General features: G+C 72.7%; 17 protein-coding genes and 1 riboswitch. Of the genes, 7 read left to right on the top strand and 10 right to left on the bottom strand.

All coding sequences use genetic code 11. The features are described from left to right. Positions 1–57: 57 nt before the first annotated feature. Positions 58–2,367: an immune inhibitor A domain-containing protein gene (locus tag ACF1ED_RS32290; protein WP_391766559.1), complete on the bottom strand. Its 2,310-nt coding sequence runs from the start codon at positions 2,365–2,367 to the stop codon at positions 58–60. Between the two features lie 705 nt (positions 2,368–3,072). Between ACF1ED_RS32290 and ACF1ED_RS32285 the strand changes: the two genes are divergently transcribed. Beyond that, on the top strand, positions 3,073–3,567 hold the full coding sequence (locus tag ACF1ED_RS32285; protein ID WP_391766557.1) for a MarR family transcriptional regulator: 495 nt from the start codon (positions 3,073–3,075) through the stop codon (positions 3,565–3,567). Between the two features lie 27 nt (positions 3,568–3,594). Here ACF1ED_RS32285 and ACF1ED_RS32280 read toward each other — a convergent pair whose 3' ends face one another. Next, positions 3,595–4,479, bottom strand: a complete 885-nt coding sequence (locus ACF1ED_RS32280) for an NAD(P)-dependent oxidoreductase (protein WP_391766555.1) — start codon at positions 4,477–4,479, stop codon at positions 3,595–3,597. 94 nt (positions 4,480–4,573) lie between these two features. Between ACF1ED_RS32280 and ACF1ED_RS32275 the strand changes: the two genes are divergently transcribed. Further along, positions 4,574–4,927 carry a winged helix-turn-helix transcriptional regulator gene (locus ACF1ED_RS32275; protein ID WP_391766553.1) on the top strand — a complete coding sequence of 118 codons (354 nt, stop codon included), beginning with the start codon at positions 4,574–4,576 and terminating at the stop codon, positions 4,925–4,927. Here the strand turns inward: ACF1ED_RS32275 and ACF1ED_RS32270 are convergent. The 3 genes from ACF1ED_RS32270 to ACF1ED_RS32260 form a co-directional block, all read right to left on the bottom strand. Beyond that, entirely contained in the window at positions 4,924–6,369 is a 1,446-nt protein-coding gene (locus ACF1ED_RS32270) for a trehalose-6-phosphate synthase (RefSeq protein ID WP_391766551.1), read from the bottom strand. The two genes, ACF1ED_RS32275 and ACF1ED_RS32270, sit on opposite strands and share 4 nt — an antisense overlap. Before the next feature lie 95 nt (positions 6,370–6,464). Further along, positions 6,465–8,321, bottom strand: coding sequence for a hypothetical protein (locus ACF1ED_RS32265; RefSeq protein ID WP_391766549.1), 1,857 nt, complete (start codon positions 8,319–8,321; stop codon positions 6,465–6,467). 87 nt (positions 8,322–8,408) lie between these two features. Further along, complete coding sequence (locus tag ACF1ED_RS32260; protein ID WP_391766762.1) at positions 8,409–9,350, bottom strand: glucosyl-3-phosphoglycerate synthase; 942 nt, start codon at positions 9,348–9,350, stop codon at positions 8,409–8,411. Positions 9,351–9,471: 121 nt separating this feature from the next. Beyond that, a riboswitch (SAM riboswitch) is annotated at positions 9,472–9,615 on the top strand. A 17-nt stretch (positions 9,616–9,632) separates the two neighbouring features. Here ACF1ED_RS32260 and thrC point away from each other — a divergent pair. From thrC to groL, 4 genes are all read left to right on the top strand, one after another. Then, positions 9,633–10,943 (top strand): threonine synthase, encoded by a 1,311-nt coding sequence (gene thrC, locus ACF1ED_RS32255; RefSeq protein ID WP_391766547.1) that lies wholly within the window; start codon positions 9,633–9,635, stop codon positions 10,941–10,943. Between the two features lie 18 nt (positions 10,944–10,961). Next, complete coding sequence (locus ACF1ED_RS32250; protein ID WP_362523058.1) at positions 10,962–11,240, top strand: MoaD/ThiS family protein; 279 nt, start codon at positions 10,962–10,964, stop codon at positions 11,238–11,240. 414 nt (positions 11,241–11,654) lie between these two features. Further along, positions 11,655–11,858, top strand: coding sequence for a cold-shock protein (locus ACF1ED_RS32245; RefSeq protein ID WP_362182128.1), 204 nt, complete (start codon positions 11,655–11,657; stop codon positions 11,856–11,858). 498 nt (positions 11,859–12,356) lie between these two features. Then, positions 12,357–13,979 carry a chaperonin GroEL gene (gene groL, locus ACF1ED_RS32240; RefSeq protein ID WP_043226129.1) on the top strand — a complete coding sequence of 541 codons (1,623 nt, stop codon included), beginning with the start codon at positions 12,357–12,359 and terminating at the stop codon, positions 13,977–13,979. A gap of 105 nt (positions 13,980–14,084) precedes the next feature. Here groL and ACF1ED_RS32235 read toward each other — a convergent pair whose 3' ends face one another. After that, positions 14,085–14,417: a deoxyxylulose-5-phosphate synthase gene (locus ACF1ED_RS32235; protein WP_391766544.1), complete on the bottom strand. Its 333-nt coding sequence runs from the start codon at positions 14,415–14,417 to the stop codon at positions 14,085–14,087. 601 nt (positions 14,418–15,018) lie between these two features. Beyond that, positions 15,019–15,765 (bottom strand): class I SAM-dependent methyltransferase, encoded by a 747-nt coding sequence (locus tag ACF1ED_RS32230; RefSeq protein WP_391766542.1) that lies wholly within the window; start codon positions 15,763–15,765, stop codon positions 15,019–15,021. Between the two features lie 329 nt (positions 15,766–16,094). Here ACF1ED_RS32230 and ACF1ED_RS32225 point away from each other — a divergent pair, with 329 nt between their 5' ends. Beyond that, positions 16,095–17,084, top strand: coding sequence for an NAD-dependent epimerase/dehydratase family protein (locus tag ACF1ED_RS32225; protein ID WP_391766540.1), 990 nt, complete (start codon positions 16,095–16,097; stop codon positions 17,082–17,084). Positions 17,085–17,087: 3 nt separating this feature from the next. On the opposite strand, the gene ACF1ED_RS32220 is transcribed toward ACF1ED_RS32225, so the two are convergent. The 3 genes from ACF1ED_RS32220 to ACF1ED_RS32210 all read right to left on the bottom strand — a co-directional run bounded on the left by ACF1ED_RS32220 (position 17,088) and on the right by ACF1ED_RS32210 (position 20,127). Continuing rightward, positions 17,088–17,813 (bottom strand): transporter substrate-binding domain-containing protein, encoded by a 726-nt coding sequence (locus ACF1ED_RS32220; RefSeq protein ID WP_391766538.1) that lies wholly within the window; start codon positions 17,811–17,813, stop codon positions 17,088–17,090. A gap of 21 nt (positions 17,814–17,834) precedes the next feature. Continuing rightward, positions 17,835–18,227, bottom strand: coding sequence for a hypothetical protein (locus ACF1ED_RS32215; protein ID WP_391766536.1), 393 nt, complete (start codon positions 18,225–18,227; stop codon positions 17,835–17,837). Between the two features lie 295 nt (positions 18,228–18,522). Continuing rightward, positions 18,523–20,127, bottom strand: a complete 1,605-nt coding sequence (locus tag ACF1ED_RS32210; RefSeq protein WP_391766535.1) for a PTS transporter subunit EIIC — start codon at positions 20,125–20,127, stop codon at positions 18,523–18,525. Positions 20,128–20,131 lie beyond the last annotated feature (4 nt).

Genomic DNA, 20,131 nt, shown 5'->3' with positions numbered 1-20,131 from the left:
CCGTACCGCCCTCTCAGGGGTGGATCAGTGGTGGATCAGGGGTGGAGCGGCTGACGATCAGCGCGCGGCCGGGTTGGCCACGCTGATCGTCAGGTCGTCGCCGGCGTCGCCGGTGACGGTGACCTTCACGCCGTGCCCGGCGACCTTGACGCTGGCCTGCGGCGCCGAGGCGTCGTAGTAGGCGTTCGGGTCCGTGTCGTCGAAGACCGGGATGCCCGGCACCGACGGGGCGCAGGCGGCGAGGGTCTCGACGGTCTGCTGCTTGCCCTTGCCGGCCAGGACCTCGGTGTGGAGGCAGGTGGCGTCCGTGGCCTCCAGGCCGAAGGTGGCGTCGAAGGGCTGGCGGCGGTTGCTGGGCGCGGCGCCGTTCGGGTACGTGAACGGCGTCGGGCGGGCGTCGACGGCCATGGCCGAGCCGCCGCCGGGGTGGTTGCTGACGTTGTTGTCGTCGAAGGACCGGTCGACGTACCAGACGAGCATGCCGTTCTGGTACGTGAAGTACTCGACCCAGTCGGGGGCGGTCAGCGGCTTGCTGAACTGGTACGGGCCCTCGGCGAGGAGCGCGTCGGCGCCGACGTACTCGCGGTTCTCCACCAGGTAGTAGCGCGGGTAGGTGGCGGACTCGGTGCCGGTGGAGACCTTCCAGCGGCCCTGCGCGGTCCAGCCGCCGGCGCCCTGCTCGACGTCGTCCGTCACCAGGGTCGTGCCGCCGCTGGACAGCGAGATGTCGTCCAGGAGGGCGCCGGCGAGGTGCACGCCGCCGTCCGTCTGGTAGCGGAAGCGGAAGAGGGACGGCTGTCCCGCGGCGTCGTACGAGAACCGCAGGGTCGTCCACTTGCCCGCAGAGGAGCCGTCGACGGCCTCGCCGGCGCGGGCCCAGGTGGCGCCGCCGTCGAGGGAGTACTCGGCGAAGAGGTAGTCGAAGTCCGCCTCGATCTCGTACCAGGCGCTCGCCTTCACGGTGACGCGCGGGGCGGCCGGGACGGAGCGGGTGAGCGACTGGTTGAGGCCGTCGGCCGAGCCGGTCCACCAGGCGTTCGCGCCGGAGGTCGGGGTGGCGTAGGTGGTGCTGGCGGCCTTGTCGGGGAGCGCGACGCGGACGGCCTGCGCCTTGCCGGCCTGCTGGAGGGCGGCGGGGCTCAGGGTGTAGCTGCCGGTGGCGCCGAGCGGGGCGTCGACGTAGTCCAGCCAGCCGAGGAAGAGCTTCTCCTCGGCGCCCATCAGGCCCGGGTGGGTGCCGATGCCCGCGTTCGCGGCGGCGCCGTGGCCGAGCCAGGAGCCGGAGCTCATCAGCGTCCAGAAGGCGGTGGAGTTCTCGCCGCCGTCGGTGTCGTAGTAGTCCGGCAGGCCGAGGTCGTGGCCGAACTCGTGGCAGAAGACGCCGAGTCCGCCGTTCTCGCCCTCGGTGGTGTAGTCGCCGAGCCAGTACTTCGACTGGCCGATGCGGGCGCCGCCGGCCTTGTTCTGCGTACCGGCGACGTCGGGCCCGGTCAGCCCGTAGTCGTCGCCGTTGACGTACCAGCGGTGCGACCAGATGGCGTCCTCGCCCTGGGCGCCGCCGCCGGCGTCCTCGCCCATGCCGGCGTGGACGGCCTGGAAGTGGTCGATGTAGCCGTCGGCCTCGTCGAAGTTCCCGTCGTGGTCCCAGTCGTTGCGGTCCCAGACGTCGAACTGCGCCAGGTACGCGTCGATCTCGGCGGGCGTCTTGCCGGCCGCGAGCTGCGCGTCCCACCAGGCGTCGCCGGTGTCCTGGATGAAGGCCCACGAACCGCCGTTGTCCTCCACGGCGTTGTCGCCGTAGGTGGAGGCGTTGCCGGGGACCCTGACCCAGTCCTCGACGACGTTGGAGACGGAGTAGGCGCCGTTCGACAGCTTCTCGTAGTACGTCTTCATCGACTCGCCCGGGCCGTTGAAGAGGTTCTCGTAGTAGGCCTTGTCGAAGTCGGCGGTCCAGGCGTTGGAGTTGTCCGTGGCCCGGTCCGGCTGGGCTATCTGGTTGTGCAGCGGCCCGGGCACGGTGCCGAGCTTGCCGGAGCCCTGGTCGCCGAACTCGGAGAGGATCGTGAGGATCTTCTCCTGCCGCACGGCGGTGGTCGTCTCGGTCTCGGCGAACTTGCCGGGCGCGACCTCGACGACGCCCCGGGCGTTCGCCTTCGCCTTGCCCTTGGCGACCAGGTCGATCGCCTTCTCGCGCAGCTCGGTGCGCTGCTTGGTGAGCGGCCCGGGCCGGTTGTCCGGCCGGTGCGTGCCGCTGGTGCCGGACGGAGCGGAGTCCCCGGCCTCCTGTGCGACGGCGGGGGTGAGCCCCGCCGCGAGGAGTGCGGTGAGCGCCGACCCGAGGGTCATGCCCACGACAATCTTCTTCACGTAGTGCGATCCCTTCGCTCACATGCGGGGGGTGTGCCGCATGGTTCGCGTGGTTCCGTTGGGGGTGTACGGACCGCCTGGGGGAACGATCGCCGCGAGTGTGCCACGGGAAGACCCCTCAGGAGGAGGGGTCGTCACCGATTAACGGAACCGAATCACCGCCGTCACGGATCCGGGGCCGTCTTGGTGCCGCCGCCCGGGCCGCCCGCCGGTGGGACCCGCACCGGCCGAGGCGGGGCGCGGAGCGCGGACCCGCGGGAGCGGTGCGGGGTGGAGCGGAGCCCGTACGCACCGGGCGGGCGACCCCGCGTGCGCGCCGGCGCCGGCGCCGTACGCGACCGACCGCCGCGACCGCCCCCGACCCGTTTCGACCCCGGCCCCGGACAAGCGGCCACGACGGCGGGAGAGCCGACCGGTCGTCCGCCACGTGGCCCCCAACGGCCCCCACCGGCCCCGGCCACGCCTCCCTCGAAGACACGGCCCCCGGCCCGCGACGGCGGAGGGATCCGCGCGGCGGGGGTGGGCGGGGGGCGCGCCTGCGTGGGGGGCGGCCTTACCTGCTTAAGACGGAGCGGGCCCGGTGGCTCGCTGACCTGCGGTTTCACGAGGAATGTTACCTAAGATTGGGTGTGGCAACCCAAAATTGGGTAGAATCGAGGGCGGTATTCAATTCTGAATGGCTCCTTTCAACCATGGGGGTAGTCTGTGCGTACAGGCCGAAGGGTCACCCTGATCAAGACCGTCAACCGGTCGACCGGTGAGGTGAACGACCTCACCGTCCACTCGTCGGTGTCGGCCACGGTGGCCCTCTGGTTCAGAGGAGGAGGGTTCACCACCATGGGATACGCGGCACACCTGGCGCTCGCAGACGCCGATCTCAGCGCGGCTTCGTACAAGCTGTTCCACAAGATGTGCGCCATCCAGAACCGCAAGGACCACGGCCTGGTGCGGGTGGAGAACCAGACGAAGTTCGCCGAGCAGGTGGGCATGTCCCAGTCGTCCGTCTCGCGAGCCCTCAAGCAGCTCGCCGAAGCCGGTTTCATCTACCCCGACGGCCGCGACTGGCGCCTCCGCCCCGACTTCGTCTTCAACGGCAACGGCGCCGCCCAGGGCCGGGCCATCCAGAACATCCCCGCCGACAGCCGCGACCCGTACACCGGGCTGACCGTCATCGACGGGGGCGGCGACGGCGAGGACTGAGGTCCTGCCGCGCCACGAGGGGACCGGTCAGCGGAGGAGGAGGTCCACCACGCCCGTCAGGTCCTCCTTCGGGTCGCCTTCCGTCAGGCGGCGGCGCATCAGGGCGAAGTAGGGGGCGAGGAGTTCGGGGCTCACGCCCTGGTCGGCGGCGGTGGCGAGGAAGGTGGGGGTGCCGGCCGTCTGCATGCCGAGGTTGGAGACGACGTTCGTGGTGTAGTCGCCGGTCTTCAGCTGGTCGGCGGTCTGGGCGACGTGCGGGGCGGTCATGGCCGTGAGCCACTCCGTGAGCAGCGGGGCGAAGGCGACCGGGTCGATGTCCTCCTCGCGGATCAGGGCGAAGGCGTGGGCCGCGCCGGCGAACAGGCCGTACATGGCGCTGAGCAGGGCCACGTCGTGGAGGGCGGCGTGGCCGGGGTCGGTGCCGACGAAGCGGGTGCCGACCGGGACGGCGAGGGTCCGGGCGTGGGTCTTGAAGACGTCCTCGGCGCCGCTGTAGAAGACGTAGCCGCCCGCCTCCGGGATGCCGATCATCGGGGGGACGGCCATGATGCCGCCGTCCAGGTAGCGGGCGCCGCGGGCCCCGGCCCAGGCGGCCCGGGTCCTGGCCTGGGCCGGGGTCGTCGTGGTCAGGTTGACGAGGTCCTTGCCGGTGAGGTCGGTGGCGCCGAGGGCGTCCTCCACCGAGGCGTCGTCCAGGAGGCAGACGATCACCAGGGGGCTCGCGGCGACCGCTTCGGCGGGGGTCGCGGCGGCCTTCGCGCCTTCCGCCGTCAGGGCCTCGGCCCGGGCGGGGGTGCGGTTCCAGACGGTGAGCGGGTGGCCGGCGGCGAGCCAGGTGCGGGCGAGGGCGGTGCCCATCGCGCCGAGGCCGAGGAGGGTGACGGGGGGCTTGGGGAGGGGGTTCGCTGTCATGCGTTCAAGGCTGTGGCAGGGCTCTGAGCTGCTCAAGTACCCACTTCGGAGTGGGTGGTTACCCTGAGGTGAGCGAGCAGGTCAGGAGGGTGGCATGGCGACGGTCAACCGGCCCGGGGACGACGACGGCGGGCACGTCTGCGGCATCGACACCGCGATGGAGGTGATCGGCGGCAAGTGGAAGGTGCTCATCCTGTGGGCGCTCCACGAGGGGCCGGAGCGGCGCTTCGGGGAGCTGCGGCGGATGGTGCCGGGCATCACGGAGAAGGTCCTCGCCTCGCACCTGCGGGAGATGGAGGCGGACGGGATCGTCCGCCGCGTCTCGTACGAGGAGGTGCCGCCGCGGGTCGAGTACGGGCTCACCAAGGACGGCATCCGGCTCAACGACGCCCTGGAGCCGCTCGCGGCCTGGGGGCGGGAGCGGCGGGAGCCGTCGGACGGGGTCTAGGACGGGTTGCGGAGGGCGTCGAGCTGGTCGAGGAACCAGCGCTGCGGGGGGAGGGCGGTGGCGGCTTCGGCCAGGCGCCCGGTGCGCTCGGCGCGCTCGGCGTGCGGCATGGTGAGGGCCGCGTGGAGGGCTTCGGCGGTGGCCGAGACGTCGAAGGGGTCGACGGTGAGGGCGTCCTTGCCCAGCTCGCGGTGGGCGCCCGCCCCGGTGGACAGGACCAGCGCGCAGCCCTCGTCGGAGACGACGGGTATCTCCTTCGCCACCAGGTTCATGCCGTCGCGGACCGGGTTGACCAGGGCCACGTCGGCGAGGCGGTAGGCGGCGAGGGAGCGGGTGAAGTCGTCCTCGACGGAGACCAGGACGGGCTGCCAGTCCGCGGTGCCGAACTCCGCGTTGATCTCCTCGGCCAGGTCCACCACCGAGGCCGTGTAGGCGCGGTACGACTCCAGGTCCTGGCGCGACGGGTAGGCGGAGGCGAGGTGGACGACCCGGTCGTGCCATTCGGGGTGGGTGGTGAGGAGCTCCCGGTAGGCCAGGAGGCCGCGGAGGATGTTCTTCGAGAGCTCGGTGCGGTCGACGCGGACGATGGTCTTCCGGCCGCCGACCTCCTCGCGGAGCCGGGCGAGCCGCTCGTCGACCTGGGGGCGGTGGGCGAGGGCCCGCAGGTCGTCGGCGTCGACGCCGAGCGCGTACACCTGGACCCGGGTGCGGCCCTTCCCGGTGTCGTGGCGGCGCCACTCCACCCCGTACCAGGGGTCGCCGCTCGGCCAGACGCCCTCGGACGTGCCGGTGGAGTCGTCCCGCCGGGAGCAGCAGCCGATGAAGTGGCCGGCCCATCCCCAGGTGTGGAAACCCAGCTCGTCCGCGCCGAGCATGCCCCACAGCAGCTCCTCGACGATGTCGTCCGGCACCATCCGCAGGTACTCCGACGACGCCCACGGCGTGTGCGTGAAGTGACCGATCCGGAGGTCGGGGCGCAGCTCGCGGAGCATGCCGGGGACGAGGGCCAGGTGGTAGTCCTGCACCAGGACCGCAGCGCCCTCGGACGCCTCGGCGGCCAGGGTCTCGGCGAAGGCGCGGTTGTAGGCGCGGTAGGAGGCCCAGCGGCGGCGGAAGGCGGCGTCGAAGACGGGCTCGCGCGGGATGTCGTACAGGTGGTGGTGGAGGAACCACAGCACCGAGTTCGCGATGCCGTTGTACGCGTCGGCGTACACCTCCGGGTCGATGTCGAGCATCCGCACGCCGGGCTCGGCGACCCCGCGCCGGACGGCCTCCCGGTCGCCGTCGCCGAGCGCCGCGCACACCCAGAGGCTGTCCTGCGAGTCCACGGCGCTCAGGCCGGAGACGAGACCGCCGCCGCCCCTGCGGGAGGAGAGCGTGCCGTCGTCACCGAGCGTGTACGAGACGGGTCCCCGGTTCGATGCCACGAGTACGGAAGCCATGTGGCGAACCTAGCCCGTCCCGTAAACGCTCAAACGTACGTATACGGTCAGCGGTCGGCCGGATACGGACGGCGGGCGCCTCCGCGGCCGGTGGCCTAGCGGATCCGCCGGCCGCGCATCGCCGCCTTCGCGACCAGGCCCGTCGCCGCGAGGACGACCGCCAGCGCGCCGAGCAGCCACAGCCGCTCCCCGTCGGAGCCGGTCTCGGCCATCGAGCCGTCCGCGCCGCCGCCGCCCGTGCTGCTGCCGCCGCCGCCCGGGGCGCCGGGGCCGGGGGCCGGTGCCGCGGCGGTGGTCACGGAGGGCGAGGGGGCCGGGTCGGTGGGGTCGGTGGACGGGTCCGTGGCCGGATCCTTCGTCGGGTCCGTGGTCGGGTCCGTCGGGGTGGGGTCCGCCGGCGTGGGCGTCGGCGGGGTCGGGCTCGGGGGCGGGGTCTCCAGGACCTGGGTCACGGCGCACGCCGGGTCCTCGCTGCCCTCGCCGCAGTTGGAGCGCGGGGAGCTCACCTCCACGGCGCCGCGGAGCTTCCCGTCGCCGGTCGCCGGGTCCTTCACCTTCACCGAGTAGGTGACGGTGGCCGTCTTCCCGGCCGGGACGTCACCGCTCCAGCTGATCCCCGGCCCCTCGTACGCGACCTTCCCGAGGTCCGCCTTCGCGTCGCCCGCGTGGACGGCGTCGTCGAGGGTCCCGGTGAGGTCGTCGGCGAAGGAGGCGTTCGGGTGGTCGAGACCGCTGACGTTCTTCGCGGTGATCGTGTACGTGAGGGTGCCGCCCGGCTCCACGGTGCGCGGGCTCGCCGTCCTGGTGACCTCCAGGTCCGGCACCGGCACCGAGAGGGCGAGGCCGGAGGGCACGTAGGTGTCGCCGTCGGTGGAGAAGGCCAGCTCGGCGGAGGTCGCGCCCACCGGGACCGCGCCCTCGGGGACGTCGAACTCCTTCGCGTCGATGGACAGGTTGTCGACGAGGCCGGGGGAGACCGCGCCGGCGCCCTCGCCGGTGAAGAAGTTGCCGGTGTCGCCGGTGCGGGTCCCGGTGACGTTCCTCCCGCCGACCCGGAACTCGTCGCCGGGCGTGTTCCGGTCGCCCTCGTACGCCGTCACGCTCGCCCGCACCTTCCCCGGCGAGCGGCGGAAGCCCTCCACGGTGACCGTCGTCGCCGGGGAGGCCGGGCGCTGGATCACGTGCCCGCCGTGGACGTGGACGGAGCGCCGCTCCGGCGCCTTCACCGGGTCGGGGCCCGGGAAGCGGTACACCACGGTCAGGGACCAGCCGGCCACGCAGCCCTTGCCGGCCGGCGCCCACACGCCGCTCACCCCGATCGCCACCGGCGCGTCCGTCCCGGAGACGCCCGCGAAGGCGGCGGTCACGTCGGACTCGCCCGTGTAGTAGTGCGGGCCGATGGTGTCGGCCGGGTCGACGACCATGCTGTCGATCGAGACCGGCGACGCCGGCCTCCCGCCGGCCGAGAGCAGCGGGGCCGTGGTCGCCGGGTCGCCGGGGGAGGGCTCCACGTCCGCGCCGGAGGCGTCGCAGCGGTTCAGCGCCGCCCCGCTCGGGCCCCGGTAGGTGCCGTCGTGGCCGCCCCAGTACAGCCGGGCGTAGGCCACTTCGGCGCCTTCCGGGAGGCGGAGCCGGGCGGTGCTGGAGCCGTACGCGCCACCGGTGCCGGCGGTGTCGAGGCGCCGCATGACGAAGGTGTTGTTGTCGTCCGGGCCCTCGCCCTCCGTGGCGGCCGCGCAGCGGGCCGCCAGGTCGGCGGGGGCCGTCGGGCAGCCCATGACGGTGTTGCCGGCGGTGGTGAAGTCGCCGTACAGGGACTCCTGGTACCGCTGGCCGAAGGGTTCGACGACATCGGCGGCGGCCGGTCCGGCCGCCGCCGTCAGCGAGAGCGTGCCCGCGGCGAGCAGGCCCGCCCCGAGGAGGCGGGCGGAATGAGATCGTACGAAGCGCATAAAATGGCAATGTAGGCAAAGCGCATCATCTACGGACGTTACGCCACGCGGCGGTGTGCGTACTCCCCGCCGTCGCTCCCCCCCGCCCTAGGCCACGCGGCGGTGCGCGTACTCCGCGATCTCGGCCATCGGCGGGCGCTCCTCCGTGTCCACCGCGTACGTCCGCGGCTCGAAGCCGTCCTCGCCGCGCTCGAACTGGGTCAGCCGGGGGCGCACGAGGTGGCCCCGGGAGAGCCGCAGCTGCGCCGTCCGGTAGATCGCCGCCGCCATCCGGCCCAGCGCCTGCCCGTCCTGGTGCCGGTGCTTGCGCACGCCCACGTCGACCTGCGCGAGCGCGTCCAGGCCCACCGTGTGCAGCGCGTCGACGAGGAGGCCCAGCTCCACTCCGTAGCCGACCGGGAAGGGGAGCCGTTCGAGCAGCGAGCGGCGGACCGCGTACTCCCCGCCCAGCGGCTGCACGAAGCCGGCCAGGCGCGGCCAGTGCAGGTTGAGCAGCGGGCGGGCCACCAGTTCCGTCACGCGACCGCCCTGACCCGGGGTGTCCCCGAAGGAGCGGTCGTACATCGCCTTGACGAACTCCACGTCCGGGTCGGTGAGCAGCGGGCCCACGATGCCGGTGACGAAGTCCGCCGAGAAGTCCTTGAGGTCCGCGTCCACGAAGCAGACCACGTCCCCGGTCGTCACCATGAGCGACCGCCACAGGACCTCGCCCTTGCCGGGCACCGCCGGGATCCGGGGGAGGACGTCGTCGCGGGCGACCACGCGCGCGCCCGCCGCCGCGGCGACCTCGGCCGTGCGGTCCGTGGAGCCCGAGTCGATCACCACCAGCTCGTCCACCAGCGGCACCTCCTCGGTCATCAGCTCGCGCCGGATCACGCCGACGATGTCCCCGACGGTCGCCTCCTCGTTCAGGGCGGGCAGCACCACGCTGACCGTCGTCCCCCGCTTGGCGGCGAGCACCCGTTCCAGGGGCCGGTCGGACACGGACCAGGACCGCCGGTCCAGCCAGCGCTCCACTTCTTCCAGCAACGTGATCTCCATCTCGCGGATCGGACGACCGTCTCCACCTTCGAAGCCTTCGGTTACAGTCTTGAACAACGCGGATGCCCGATGCATGTCGGGGTGCCACCCGCGTCTCACAATCGAATACCGCTCATCCAGAGGGGCAGAGGGATACGGCCCGTTGAAGCCCCGGCAACCCTCCAGTCGGTTCTCGTACTCCAGCGAGGCCACCGGCTAGGGAAGGTGCCAAATCCGTCTCATGGCGAACAATTCGCCATGGGAAAGATGAGGAGAAAGGGCCTCGCCTCCATGGCTGTAAACACCGTCGCACCCGCAACCGCCGCTGCCGACACCACTGCCTCCACCATTGACCTCGGCCCCGCGTCCGGCCTTTCCTGTCGCGAATGCGGCCAGGTCTTCGCCCTCGGCCCGATCTTCGCCTGCGAGCTCTGCTTCGGCCCCCTCGAAGTCGCCTACGAGCTGCCGCTCGGCGACCCGGAGGCGCTGCGCAAGCGGATCGAGGCCGGCCCCGCGAACATCTGGCGGTACGCGCCCCTGCTGCCCGTCCCCGCCGACGTCGCCGAGAAGCCGAACCTGAACCCCGGCTGGACCCCGCTCGTCAAGGCCGACAACCTCGCCCGCGAGATCGGCGTCGCCCCCGGCAGGCTCTTCGTCAAGGACGACTCCGGCAACCCGACCCACTCCTTCAAGGACCGGGTCGTCGCCCAGGCCATCGAGGCCGCCCGCGCCTTCGGCTTCACCACCCTCTCCTGCTCCTCCACCGGCAACCTGGCCGGCGCCGTCGGCGCCGCCGCCGCCCGCGCCGGCTTCCGCTCCTGCGTCTTCATCCCGCACGACCTGGAGCAGGGCAAGGTCGTCATGGCCGGTGTCTACGGCGGTGACCTCGTCGCCATCGAGGGCAACTACGACGACGTCAACCGCTTCTGCTCGGAGCTCATCGGCGACCCGCTCGGCGAGGGCTGGGGCTTCGTGAACGTCAACCTCCGCCCGTACTACGGCGAGGGCTCCAAGACGCTCGCGTACGAGATCTGCGAGCAGCTCGGCTGGGTCATCCCCGACCAGCTCGTCATCCCGATCGCCTCCGGCTCCCAGCTGACCAAGATCGACAAGGGTCTGCAGGAGCTCATCAAGCTGGGCCTGGTCGAGGACAAGCCGTACAAGATCTTCGGCGCCCAGGCCGAGGGCTGCTCCCCGGTCTCCGCCGCCTTCAAGGCCGGCCACGACGTGGTCCGCCCGCAGAAGCCGAACACCATCGCCAAGTCCCTCGCGATCGGCAACCCGGCCGACGGCCCCTACGTCCTCGACATCGCCCGCCGCACCGGCGGCGCGGTGGAGGACGTGAACGACGAGCAGGTCGTCGACGCGATCAAGCTGCTGGCCCGCACCGAGGGCATCTTCGCCGAGACCGCGGGCGGCGTGACCGTCGGCGTGACCCGCAAGCTCGTCGAGGCCGGTCTCATCGACCCGGAGCTCACCACCGTCGTCCTCAACACCGGCGACGGGCTCAAGACCCTGGACGCCGTGGCCGACAGTTCTCAGGCGACCGCAACCATCCGCCCGAGCCTGGACGCGTTCCGTGACGCGGGCCTGGCCCACTGAAAGGTCCGTGAAGCCGCCATGGCCGTGAACGTCCGCATCCCCACCATCCTCCGCACCTACACCGGCGGCCGGGCCGAGGTCCCCGCCGAGGGCGGCACCCTCGCCGAGGTCATCGCCGACCTGGAGAAGAACCACACCGGCATCGCCGCCCGCGTCCTGGACGACCAGGGCAAGCTGCGCCGCTTCGTGAACGTCTACGTGAACGACGACGACGTCCGCTTCGAGCAGGGCCTGGAGACCGCGACGCCGGACGGCGCGGGCGTCTCCATCATCCCGGCGGTCGCCGGCGGCTGCTGACCCTTACCAGTTGGTAGCTTTCGCTACAGAATTGCCCCTTCCGCGAGAGAAAGCGGAGGGGGCAATTCTGCATGGTTGAGCGCGGTAGAGTTGGGGAAGCGCCCTCCGTCGATCATGCCGGACGCATATGAGCGCGGGTCCGGACCTGACGAGAATGCGACAACCGGCGGCCGGAAAGCGCGCACACTCTGCCCCTTATGCGCCTTTCGCCCGGCCCGAGTTGCCCCGCAATTCAGGGATTTCTTCCCGATTCCCCTTTCCGTGCCGCGCAGAATTCCCGATGGATTGCCCTGTTGCAGAGGGCAGTTGGACAGATACATTCAGCGGCGGTCGACGCGTTCCGGCGCAGGTTCTGACCCGGGTTCGTGAAGTGCGGATCCGCTCAAGGGCCAGTACGTAATAGGGGAGTTAGGCATGGCTCAGGGCACCGTCAAGTGGTTCAACGCGGAGAAGGGCTACGGCTTCATCGCGGTCGACGGTGGTGCGGATGTTTTCGTCCACTACAGCGCCATCCAGATGGATGGGTACCGCGCCCTCGAAGAGGGCCAGCGAGTCGAGTTCGAGATCTCGCAGGGTCAGAAGGGCCCGCAGGCGGACATGGTCAAGGTGACCGCCTGAGCGCGACGCGATCGGCCACCGACGCCAACGCCGTCGAGGGGCCCGCATCCTCAGGGATGCGGGCCCCTCGACGCGTTCCGGGACGGAAGGGCCGCGGCGCGGGCGGCGCGGGGCGGGGCGGAGGCGTGTGTCCGGGGCGCGTCGGCGGTGCGGCGTGGAGGCGCGTGCCCGGGGGGCGTGCCGGCGGGGCGGCGTGGAGGCGCGTGACTGGGGTGCGCGCCCGGGGGTGCCCGGCCGTGGGCCGTGAAGGTGGCCCGGGGGCGTGCCGGCGGGGTGGCGTGGAGGTGCCCGATCCACGAGAGTCGCTTGCACTCGCATGGGTCGAGTGCTAATCATTGGCGTTAGCACTCGGAAGGTGAGAGTGCTACGAGGATCGGGCAGACGAGGCCGCCGACCCGGGTGGGGCAAGGAACCACACGGAGCGCGGAGGCCGTCCGTCGCGGGCGTCGGCGCGGTCCTGGAGCGTTATCCACCCCATGTCCGGGAGGACCACTTCACATGGCCAAGATCATCGCGTTCGACGAGGAGGCCCGGCGCGGTCTCGAGCGCGGCATGAACCAGCTCGCTGACGCCGTCAAGGTCACCCTCGGCCCCAAGGGCCGCAACGTCGTCCTCGAGAAGAAGTGGGGCGCCCCCACGATCACCAACGATGGTGTCTCCATCGCCAAGGAGATCGAGCTCGAGGACCCGTACGAGAAGATCGGCGCCGAGCTGGTCAAGGAAGTCGCCAAGAAGACGGACGACGTCGCCGGCGACGGTACGACCACCGCCACCGTCCTCGCCCAGGCGCTCGTCCGCGAGGGCCTCCGCAACGTCGCCGCCGGTGCCAACCCGATGGCCCTCAAGCGCGGCATCGAGAAGGCCGTCGAGGCCGTCTCCGGCGCCCTGCTCGACCAGGCGAAGGAGGTCGAGACGAAGGAGCAGATCGCCTCCACCGCCTCCATCTCCGCCGCCGACACCCAGATCGGCGAGCTCATCGCCGAGGCGATGGACAAGGTCGGCAAGGAAGGCGTCATCACGGTCGAGGAGTCCCAGACCTTCGGCCTGGAGCTCGAGCTCACCGAGGGCATGCGCTTCGACAAGGGCTACATCTCGGCGTACTTCGCCACCGACATGGAGCGCATGGAGGCCTCGCTCGAGGACCCCTACCTCCTCATCGTCAACTCCAAGATCTCCTCCGTGAAGGACCTGCTCCCGCTCCTGGAGAAGGTCATGCAGTCGGGCAAGCCCCTGCTGATCATCGCCGAGGACGTCGAGGGCGAGGCCCTGTCGACCCTGGTCGTCAACAAGATCCGCGGCACCTTCCGCTCCGTCGCGGTCAAGGCCCCGGGCTTCGGCGACCGCCGCAAGGCCATGCTCCAGGACATCGCCATCCTCACCGGCGGCACGGTCATCTCCGAGGAGGTCGGCCTCAAGCTGGAGTCGGCCGGTCTCGACCTGCTGGGCCGCGCCCGCAAGGTCGTCATCACCAAGGACGAGACCACCATCGTCGACGGTGCCGGTGACAGCGAGCAGGTCGCGGGCCGCGTGAACCAGATCCGCGCCGAGATCGAGAACAGCGACTCCGACTACGACCGCGAGAAGCTCCAGGAGCGCCTCGCGAAGCTCGCCGGCGGCGTGGCGGTCATCAAGGCCGGTGCCGCGACCGAGGTCGAGCTCAAGGAGCGCAAGCACCGCATCGAGGACGCCGTGCGCAACGCCAAGGCGGCCGTCGAGGAGGGCATCGTCGCCGGTGGCGGCGTGGCCCTGCTCCAGGCCTCCAGCGTCTTCGAGAAGCTGGAGCTGGACGGCGACGAGGCCACCGGTGCCGCGATCGTCAAGCTCGCCCTGGAGGCCCCGATCAAGCAGATCGCGGTCAACGCGGGCCTTGAGGGCGGCGTCGTCGTGGAGAAGGTGCGCAACCTGACCCCCGGCCACGGCCTCAACGCCGCGACCGGCGAGTACGTCGACCTGGTCGCCGAGGGCATCATCGACCCGGCCAAGGTGACGCGCTCCGCGCTGCAGAACGCCGCGTCGATCGCCGCGCTGTTCCTCACCACCGAGGCCGTCATCGCCGACAAGCCGGAGAAGGCCGCGGCCCCGGCCGGCGGCGGCATGCCGGGCGGTGACATGGACTTCTGATCCTCCGGGATCGGCGGTTCACAGCTCCCCGCGAGCTGAACGCGAACGCCGAGGGCGGCACTCCCCAACAGGGGGGTGCCGCCCTCGGCGCGTTCCGCGCCCGTCTCAGACCACCGGCCGGACGAGCGCCTCGGCGAGCGGCTCGCCCGTCCGGCGGGCGTGTGCGACGCGGGCCTTCACCTCGGCGAGGGTGCGGGGGCGGTAGCCGGGGCCGCAGCCCTGGCAGCAGCTGGTGTGGAACCGTACGCCCGCGTGCAGCAGTACGGACAGCACCCGCCAGCCCTCCGTGTCCCGCCGCCGGGGCGGCTGGAAGGCCGTCCCGACGCCGGTCATCGGCTGCGCGCACCGGGGGCAGAGGTGCTCGGGCCCGTGCTCGGCGCCCTGCTTGTAGGAGGCGCGGCAGGGGAGGCACACGTACGAGGTGCGGTGGATTCCCATGGGGGGAGGGTAGGGGCGGAGGCGGGCCGGGGCGCGGGGATTTCCGGGGTGACGGCGGACGGGGCCCTCCACTTCTCGAAGGGTTTCGGCCAGTTTTACGATCACGCCAGCCGGCAGGTGGGGGCATCGGGCCGGCGCCCGCGTGTGCCGTCGCGGCCTCCCCGTCCCGCTTCGCACTCGTCGGCGAGTGGCTCGTCGTCCAGGCTGCGCTCCCGGTGGCCGCCGACGGCAGCGAGTACGCCTCCCCGCGCACCGTGCCGATCGCGGGCGGTGAGCCCCGTGACCTCGGCGTCACCCTCCGCGCGGGCGACCGGATCCCGCCGGGTCCGGACGGCGCCGCGTATGTGAAGGGCCGCGCCGGCACTGGAAGCTGTACAAGCGGGTCGTCGGGGCCGGTGACCTGAACGGTGACGGGCGCGGGGATCTCCTCGCGCGGACCACGGACGGGAAGCTGTACCGGTACGCGGGCGATGGGGCCGGTGCGTACGGCGGCCGGGTGCTGATCGGGGCCGGTGGCTGGAACGGGTTCAAGGGCCTGTTCTAGCGGTGTCGTGCGGGAGGGGGAGGTCCGGGAGGTCCCGGGCCTCCCCCTCCCGTGTCTCTACGGGCGGCGGCGGAAGAGGGCCGTCCAGAGGAAGCCCTCGCCGAAGTGCGGGGAGGCGGGGGGCCGGTGGCGCATGCGGCGGACCTCGACCGGTTCGTACTCCGCGAAGATCGCGCGGAGGGACGTGTCCGTGTAGGCGAGGCCACCCTCCAGGGCGCCCTCGCGGTAGAAGTCGGCGTCGGGGCGCTCCGAGCCCATGCCGCCCTCGCCGGCCGCGAAGGCCGTCAGGGCGAACGCGCCGCCGGGGGCCAGGACGCGGTCCAGGAGGGCGAGGTAGGTGACGCGGCGGTGCGGGGGGAGGTGGTGGAAGCAGCCGGAGTCGTACACGAGGTCGTAGGGGCCGTCGACCGTGCCGGGTGCGAAGGCGTCGCCGCGGTGGAGGCGGAGCCCGGACGTGCCCGCCTCCCGGGCCCGTTCCTCCGCCCAGCGGATCGCGGTCGCGGAGAGGTCGACGGCGTCCACCTCGTAGCCGCGCGCGGCGAGGTGGAGGGAGTTGCGGCCGGGGCCGCAGCCGAGGTCGAGCGCCCGGCCGCCGGCCGTGAGCAGGCCCCGGTCCAGGTACGACACCAGGTTCTCGTCCGGCTTCGGGACGAAGAACGGCACCGGCCGGTCCCGGTCCGCGTAGAAGCCGTCCCACCAGTCCGCCCCGCCCTGCGTCCACCGGTCGGCGGCGGGCGCGAACAGCCCGTCCAGCAGCGCGAGTACGTCCTCGACCGTGCGGATGCCGCGGTCCGTTCCTGCCATGTGGAGCTCCCCTCGACGTGACCTCCAGGGTATCGAGGGGAGTGGTAAATGCCCAGGTCAGGTGGGGTGTTGGGGGTGCGGGGGAGGGCTTGTGCGGGGGTGTGGAGGGGGTGGGGGAGGCGGGGTGCCCCCGGGGGTGGCGGGGCGGGGCGGACGGGGCTTCACGGGGGCTTCGGGGGCCGGGAAGGAGGCTTTCCGGGGCGGGCGGGGGTGGGTTTCCGGTGGGTTCCGGGAGTGGGTGGCCGGCCCTTCGTTCGCCGTCGGCGCACTCGGTGCGCCGACGGCGAACTTCTTTCGTGGGGCGGGCGGTTCGGTGGTCGACTGGGGCCATGGAGATTCTGGTACTCGGTGGGACCGCATGGGTGGGCCGCGAAGTGTCGCGGCGGGCGCTGGAGCGGGGGCACGCGGTGACGTGTCTCGCGCGGGGGGAGAGCGGGGGCGTGGCGGAGGGGGCCGAGCTGGTCGTCGCGGACCGGCGGGAGCCGGGGGCGTACGACGCGCTGGCCGGGCGGGACTGGGACGCGGTGGTCGAGGTGTCCTGGCAGCCGGGCTTCGTGAAGGGGGCGCTGGCGGCGCTCGGCGGGCGGGCCCGGCACTGGACGTACGTGTCGTCCGGGAACGTCTACGCCTCGCAGGCCGAGCCCGGGGCGGACGAGTCGGCCGAGCTGATGGAGCCGACCGAACTCGACGAGGTCGGGCGGGAGTCGTACGGGGCGGCCAAGTCCGCGTGCGAGCGCGCGTCCGTCGCCGCCGTCGGGGACCGGCTGCTCGTCGCGCGGGCCGGGCTCATCGGCGGGCCCGGGGACGTCAGCTGCCGGACCGGGTACTGGGCGGCGCGGGCCGCGCGGGAGCCGGAGGCGCCGATGCTCGTGCCGGACGAGCCCGCGCTGCCGACCCGGGTCATCGACGTCCGGGACCTCGTCGACTGGATCCTCGACTCGGCGGAGAAGGGGGCGACGGGCACGTACGACACCGTGGGGCCGAACGTGCCCCTCGGCGAGTGGATCGAGCTGTCCCGCGCCGCCGCCGGGCACACCGGGGCGGTGGTGCCGGCCGGGTCGGCGTGGCTGCTGGAGCAGGGCGTCGAGGAGTTCATGGGGGCGGAGTCGCTGCCGCTGTGGATCGTGGCGGAGGACTGGAGCGGCTTCCAGGCGCGTTCGGGTGCCGCCGCGGCCGCCGCCGGGCTGCGCCAGCGGCCGCGCGCCGAGGTGATCGCCGACACCCTGGCCTGGGAGCGGGAGCAGGGGCTGGGACGTGAGCGGCGGGCGGGTTTGAGCCCGGAGCGTGAGGCGGAGCTGCTCCGGCTGCTGGGCGCGTAGTCCTCAGGGTGCCACCAGGGCCGGGTCCTGGTGGGAGCGGTGCAGGGCGTCGGTGACGAAGCCGTTCCTCTTCAGTTCCTCCACGAGGCTGACGAGGTAGGCGATCGTCTCCGGCGCCTTCGTCGTCGTGGTGCCGACGGCCTGGCGGATCTCCATGAAGCGGCCGTCGATCAGGCGGACTTCGGGGTGGGAGGCGACATAGGCGGCCACCGGCTGGCGGATGCCCGCGCCGGCCTCCAGGTCCAGGGTGCGGAAGACCTCGACGCCCTCCGCGCCGCGCACGACGGTGGCGCGGGTGAGGGTGCGGGTGAGGTGGAGGTCGTACGCCGAGCCCTGCTTGACGCCGACGCGCACGCCGGGCGCGTCCACGTCCTCGACGGTGACGAGCGGCGAGTCGCGGGGGACCACGTACACGCCCTCGATGACGACGTACGGGGACGTGAACGCGACCTCCTTCTCGCGTGCCGGGTCGACGGCGAGGAAGCACAGGTCGGCGCGGCCGTCGGTCATCGCCTCGAACGACTTGCGCGCCGCGTCGAAGCAGAGCGTCTCGACGGGGAGGCCGAGCCGCCGGCCGATCTCCCGGGACAGGTCGACCGTGATGCCGGCGGGCTCCTCCGGCGTGCCCTGGGCGAGCACCGGGTTCCCGAGGTTGATGGAGGCCCGCAGGACCCCGGTGGGGGCGAGGTCGGCGGCGATCGCGGCGATGTCGTGGTGCGTGGTCGTCATGCTTGCGGAGTCTAGGCACCGTCAGGCGAGCCAGAGGACGCTGCGGCGGTGGCGGGCGGGCGGGATGTCGACGGCGTCGGCGGCTCCGGGGTCGAGCGGGCCGGAGCGGGGGCCGGGGGCGTCGGCGAGGCGGCGGGCGGCGGTGAGCCGGGCCCGGAGGGCCTGGCGGGCGCGGCGTTCGGCGAGGTTCGCCGAATAGGTCAGGTCGCCGTGCTCGTGGCGGGGCAGCGCGTACACGGCGACGGCGCGGCGGACGCGCTGCGGCCGGGGGCGGCGGCCGGCCCCGGCGGCTTCGGCGAGGGCGCGGGAGCCGTAGCGGAGGTCGTACAGGACGGTGGCACGCCAAGGTCCCCCTCCGGGCGTGTCCCACGCGTAGTGGCGGTCGCCGGAGAGGTGGTGCGCGGTGCGGGTCACGGAGGGCTCCGTCCGTCGGTCACCGCCGGGGAGGTCCCGGCGGGGCTAACGGAAGCCGCGCGGCCCGCGGGTGGCGCGCTCGCGCGCCGGTTCGGGGGGCATGCGGGGGAGCCTACGCGGGGGTGTCGCCGGGCGCGGCCGAATTCCGCGGGACGCCGGAGGCCCCGGCCGCGCGGCGGGTGCGCGGGGCCGGGGCCTTGGCCTTCGGGGGCGTACGGGAGGAGCGGGGCGGGAGGAGCCGTACTGGGAGGGGCGGGGCGGGAGGAGCCGTACGGGAGGGGTCGTGCCGCTCGGGTCAGACCTTCACCGGCTCCGGCTCCGGCTTCTGTTCCGGATCCTGCTTCGGGGTGGTGCCGTTCTCCGGGGCGGCGGCGGTCGGGGCGGGGGACGGCGCGGGGGCGGCCTGCGCCTCCGGGTCCACGTCGAACTCCTCGATCAGTTCGCGGCTGAAGCCCCAGAAGTAGGTGGCGACGAAGCCGACGAGGTAGCCGACGATCAGGCCGCCCGCGTAGATCGCGATCGTCGAGCCGAGGCCCTTGTTGCCGTCGAGGAGCGGGAAGAGCGCCCAGCCGGACGGGCCGATCGCGGTCGAGCCGACCTTGTCGCCGAGCATCGAGAAGAAGCCGATGAAGGCACCGCCGGCCGCGCCGCCGACGCAGGCCGTGACGAAGGGGCGGCCCAGCGGGAGCGAGACGCCGTAGATCAGCGGCTCGCCGACGCCGAGGAAGCCGGCCGGGAGGGCGGACTTGATGGTGCGGCGGATCGAGCCGTTGCGGGGGAGCTTGAGGTAGACGGCCATGGCCGCGCCGACCTGGCCCGCGCCCGCCATCGCGAGGATGGGGAGGAGGACGGTGTAGCCCTGCTGCTCGATGAGCGTGGTGTGGATCGGGATGAGGGCCTGGTGCAGGCCGAGCATCACCAGCGGCAGGAAGAGGCCGCCGAGGACGAGGCCGGCGCCGGCGCCCGCGTTCTCCAGGAGCCAGTTGGCGAAGTCGCCGATGCCCTGCGAGACCTCGCCGGCGACGAACATCAGGCCGAAGACGGTGACGAGGCCGGAGATCAGCACGGTGAGGGTGGGGGTGACGAGGACGTCGAGGGACTCGGGCACCCACCGGCGGCACCACTTCTCCACGTACACGGCGAGGACCGCCGCGCCGAGCGCGCCGAGGACGCCGCCCTGGCCGGGGGAGAGGGTCTGGCCGAAGACCTCGATCTTGGCCACGCCCGCGTAGACGATGATGGCGGCGACCGCGCCGCCGAGGATCGCCGTGCCGCCGAACTCCTTGGCCGTGTTGTAGCCGACGAAGACCGCGATGAGGGCCATGAAGCCGCTCGCGATGGCGGCGAGCGCCGGGGTGACGCCGGGCAGCCAGCCGAGGTTGACGAGCAGGCCGTTGAGGCCGGCGATGATGCCGCAGCCGATGAGGGCGGGGATCAGCGGGACGAAGATGTTCGCGATCCTGCGGAGGAAGAGCTTGAACGGGGTGGAGTTCCTGGCCTTCCGGGCCGCCTTGATGGCGGCGCCCTTGTCGGCGAGCTCCTCGGCGGTCGGGGTGCGGTGCGGCTGTCCCGCGGCGCCCGTGGCGTCTGGGGAGCCCGAGGCGCCCGAGGCGTCTGCGGCGTCCGTGGTGTCCGCGGCCCCTTCGGCCACCAGGGCCTCGAACTCGGGGGTCACGCGGGCGACCGTGCCGGGGCCCAGGACGATCTGGTACGTGTCGTCCTCCACCACGCCCATCACGGACGGCAGGGCCCTCAGGGCCCCGTCCTGGACGAGCGAGCGGTCCCGCAGGCCCAGCCGGAGGCGGGTCATGCAGTGGGCCACGGAGCTGATGTTCCCGGCGCCGCCGACGAGGGGGAGGATCGCGGCGGCGATGGCGCGGTTCTTGTCGTCTGTGCTCATGGTG

The sequence above is a fragment of the Streptomyces sp. NPDC014656 genome (genome assembly GCF_043084305.1).
GTDB lineage: Bacteria > Actinomycetota > Actinomycetes > Streptomycetales > Streptomycetaceae > Streptomyces.
This window is presented reverse-complemented; position numbering and strand designations above follow the sequence as displayed.

What these genes read in the sequence shown, in the direction of transcription:
- ACF1ED_RS32280 (WP_391766555.1), bottom strand. Translation starts at nt 4,479, where the DNA reads ATGACAGCGAACCCCCTCCCCAAGCCCCCCGTCACCCTCCTCGGCCTC.
- ACF1ED_RS32275 (WP_391766553.1), top strand. Translation starts at nt 4,574, where the DNA reads ATGGCGACGGTCAACCGGCCCGGGGACGACGACGGCGGGCACGTCTGC.
- ACF1ED_RS32270 (WP_391766551.1), bottom strand. Translation starts at nt 6,369, where the DNA reads ATGGCTTCCGTACTCGTGGCATCGAACCGGGGACCCGTCTCGTACACG.
- ACF1ED_RS32265 (WP_391766549.1), bottom strand. Translation starts at nt 8,321, where the DNA reads ATGCGCTTCGTACGATCTCATTCCGCCCGCCTCCTCGGGGCGGGCCTG.
- thrC (WP_391766547.1), top strand. Translation starts at nt 9,633, where the DNA reads ATGGCTGTAAACACCGTCGCACCCGCAACCGCCGCTGCCGACACCACT.
- ACF1ED_RS32250 (WP_362523058.1), top strand. Translation starts at nt 10,962, where the DNA reads ATGGCCGTGAACGTCCGCATCCCCACCATCCTCCGCACCTACACCGGC.
- ACF1ED_RS32245 (WP_362182128.1), top strand. Translation starts at nt 11,655, where the DNA reads ATGGCTCAGGGCACCGTCAAGTGGTTCAACGCGGAGAAGGGCTACGGC.
- groL (WP_043226129.1), top strand. Translation starts at nt 12,357, where the DNA reads ATGGCCAAGATCATCGCGTTCGACGAGGAGGCCCGGCGCGGTCTCGAG.
- ACF1ED_RS32235 (WP_391766544.1), bottom strand. Translation starts at nt 14,417, where the DNA reads ATGGGAATCCACCGCACCTCGTACGTGTGCCTCCCCTGCCGCGCCTCC.
- ACF1ED_RS32230 (WP_391766542.1), bottom strand. Translation starts at nt 15,765, where the DNA reads ATGGCAGGAACGGACCGCGGCATCCGCACGGTCGAGGACGTACTCGCG.
- ACF1ED_RS32225 (WP_391766540.1), top strand. Translation starts at nt 16,095, where the DNA reads ATGGAGATTCTGGTACTCGGTGGGACCGCATGGGTGGGCCGCGAAGTG.
- ACF1ED_RS32220 (WP_391766538.1), bottom strand. Translation starts at nt 17,813, where the DNA reads ATGACGACCACGCACCACGACATCGCCGCGATCGCCGCCGACCTCGCC.
- ACF1ED_RS32210 (WP_391766535.1), bottom strand. Translation starts at nt 20,127, where the DNA reads ATGAGCACAGACGACAAGAACCGCGCCATCGCCGCCGCGATCCTCCCC.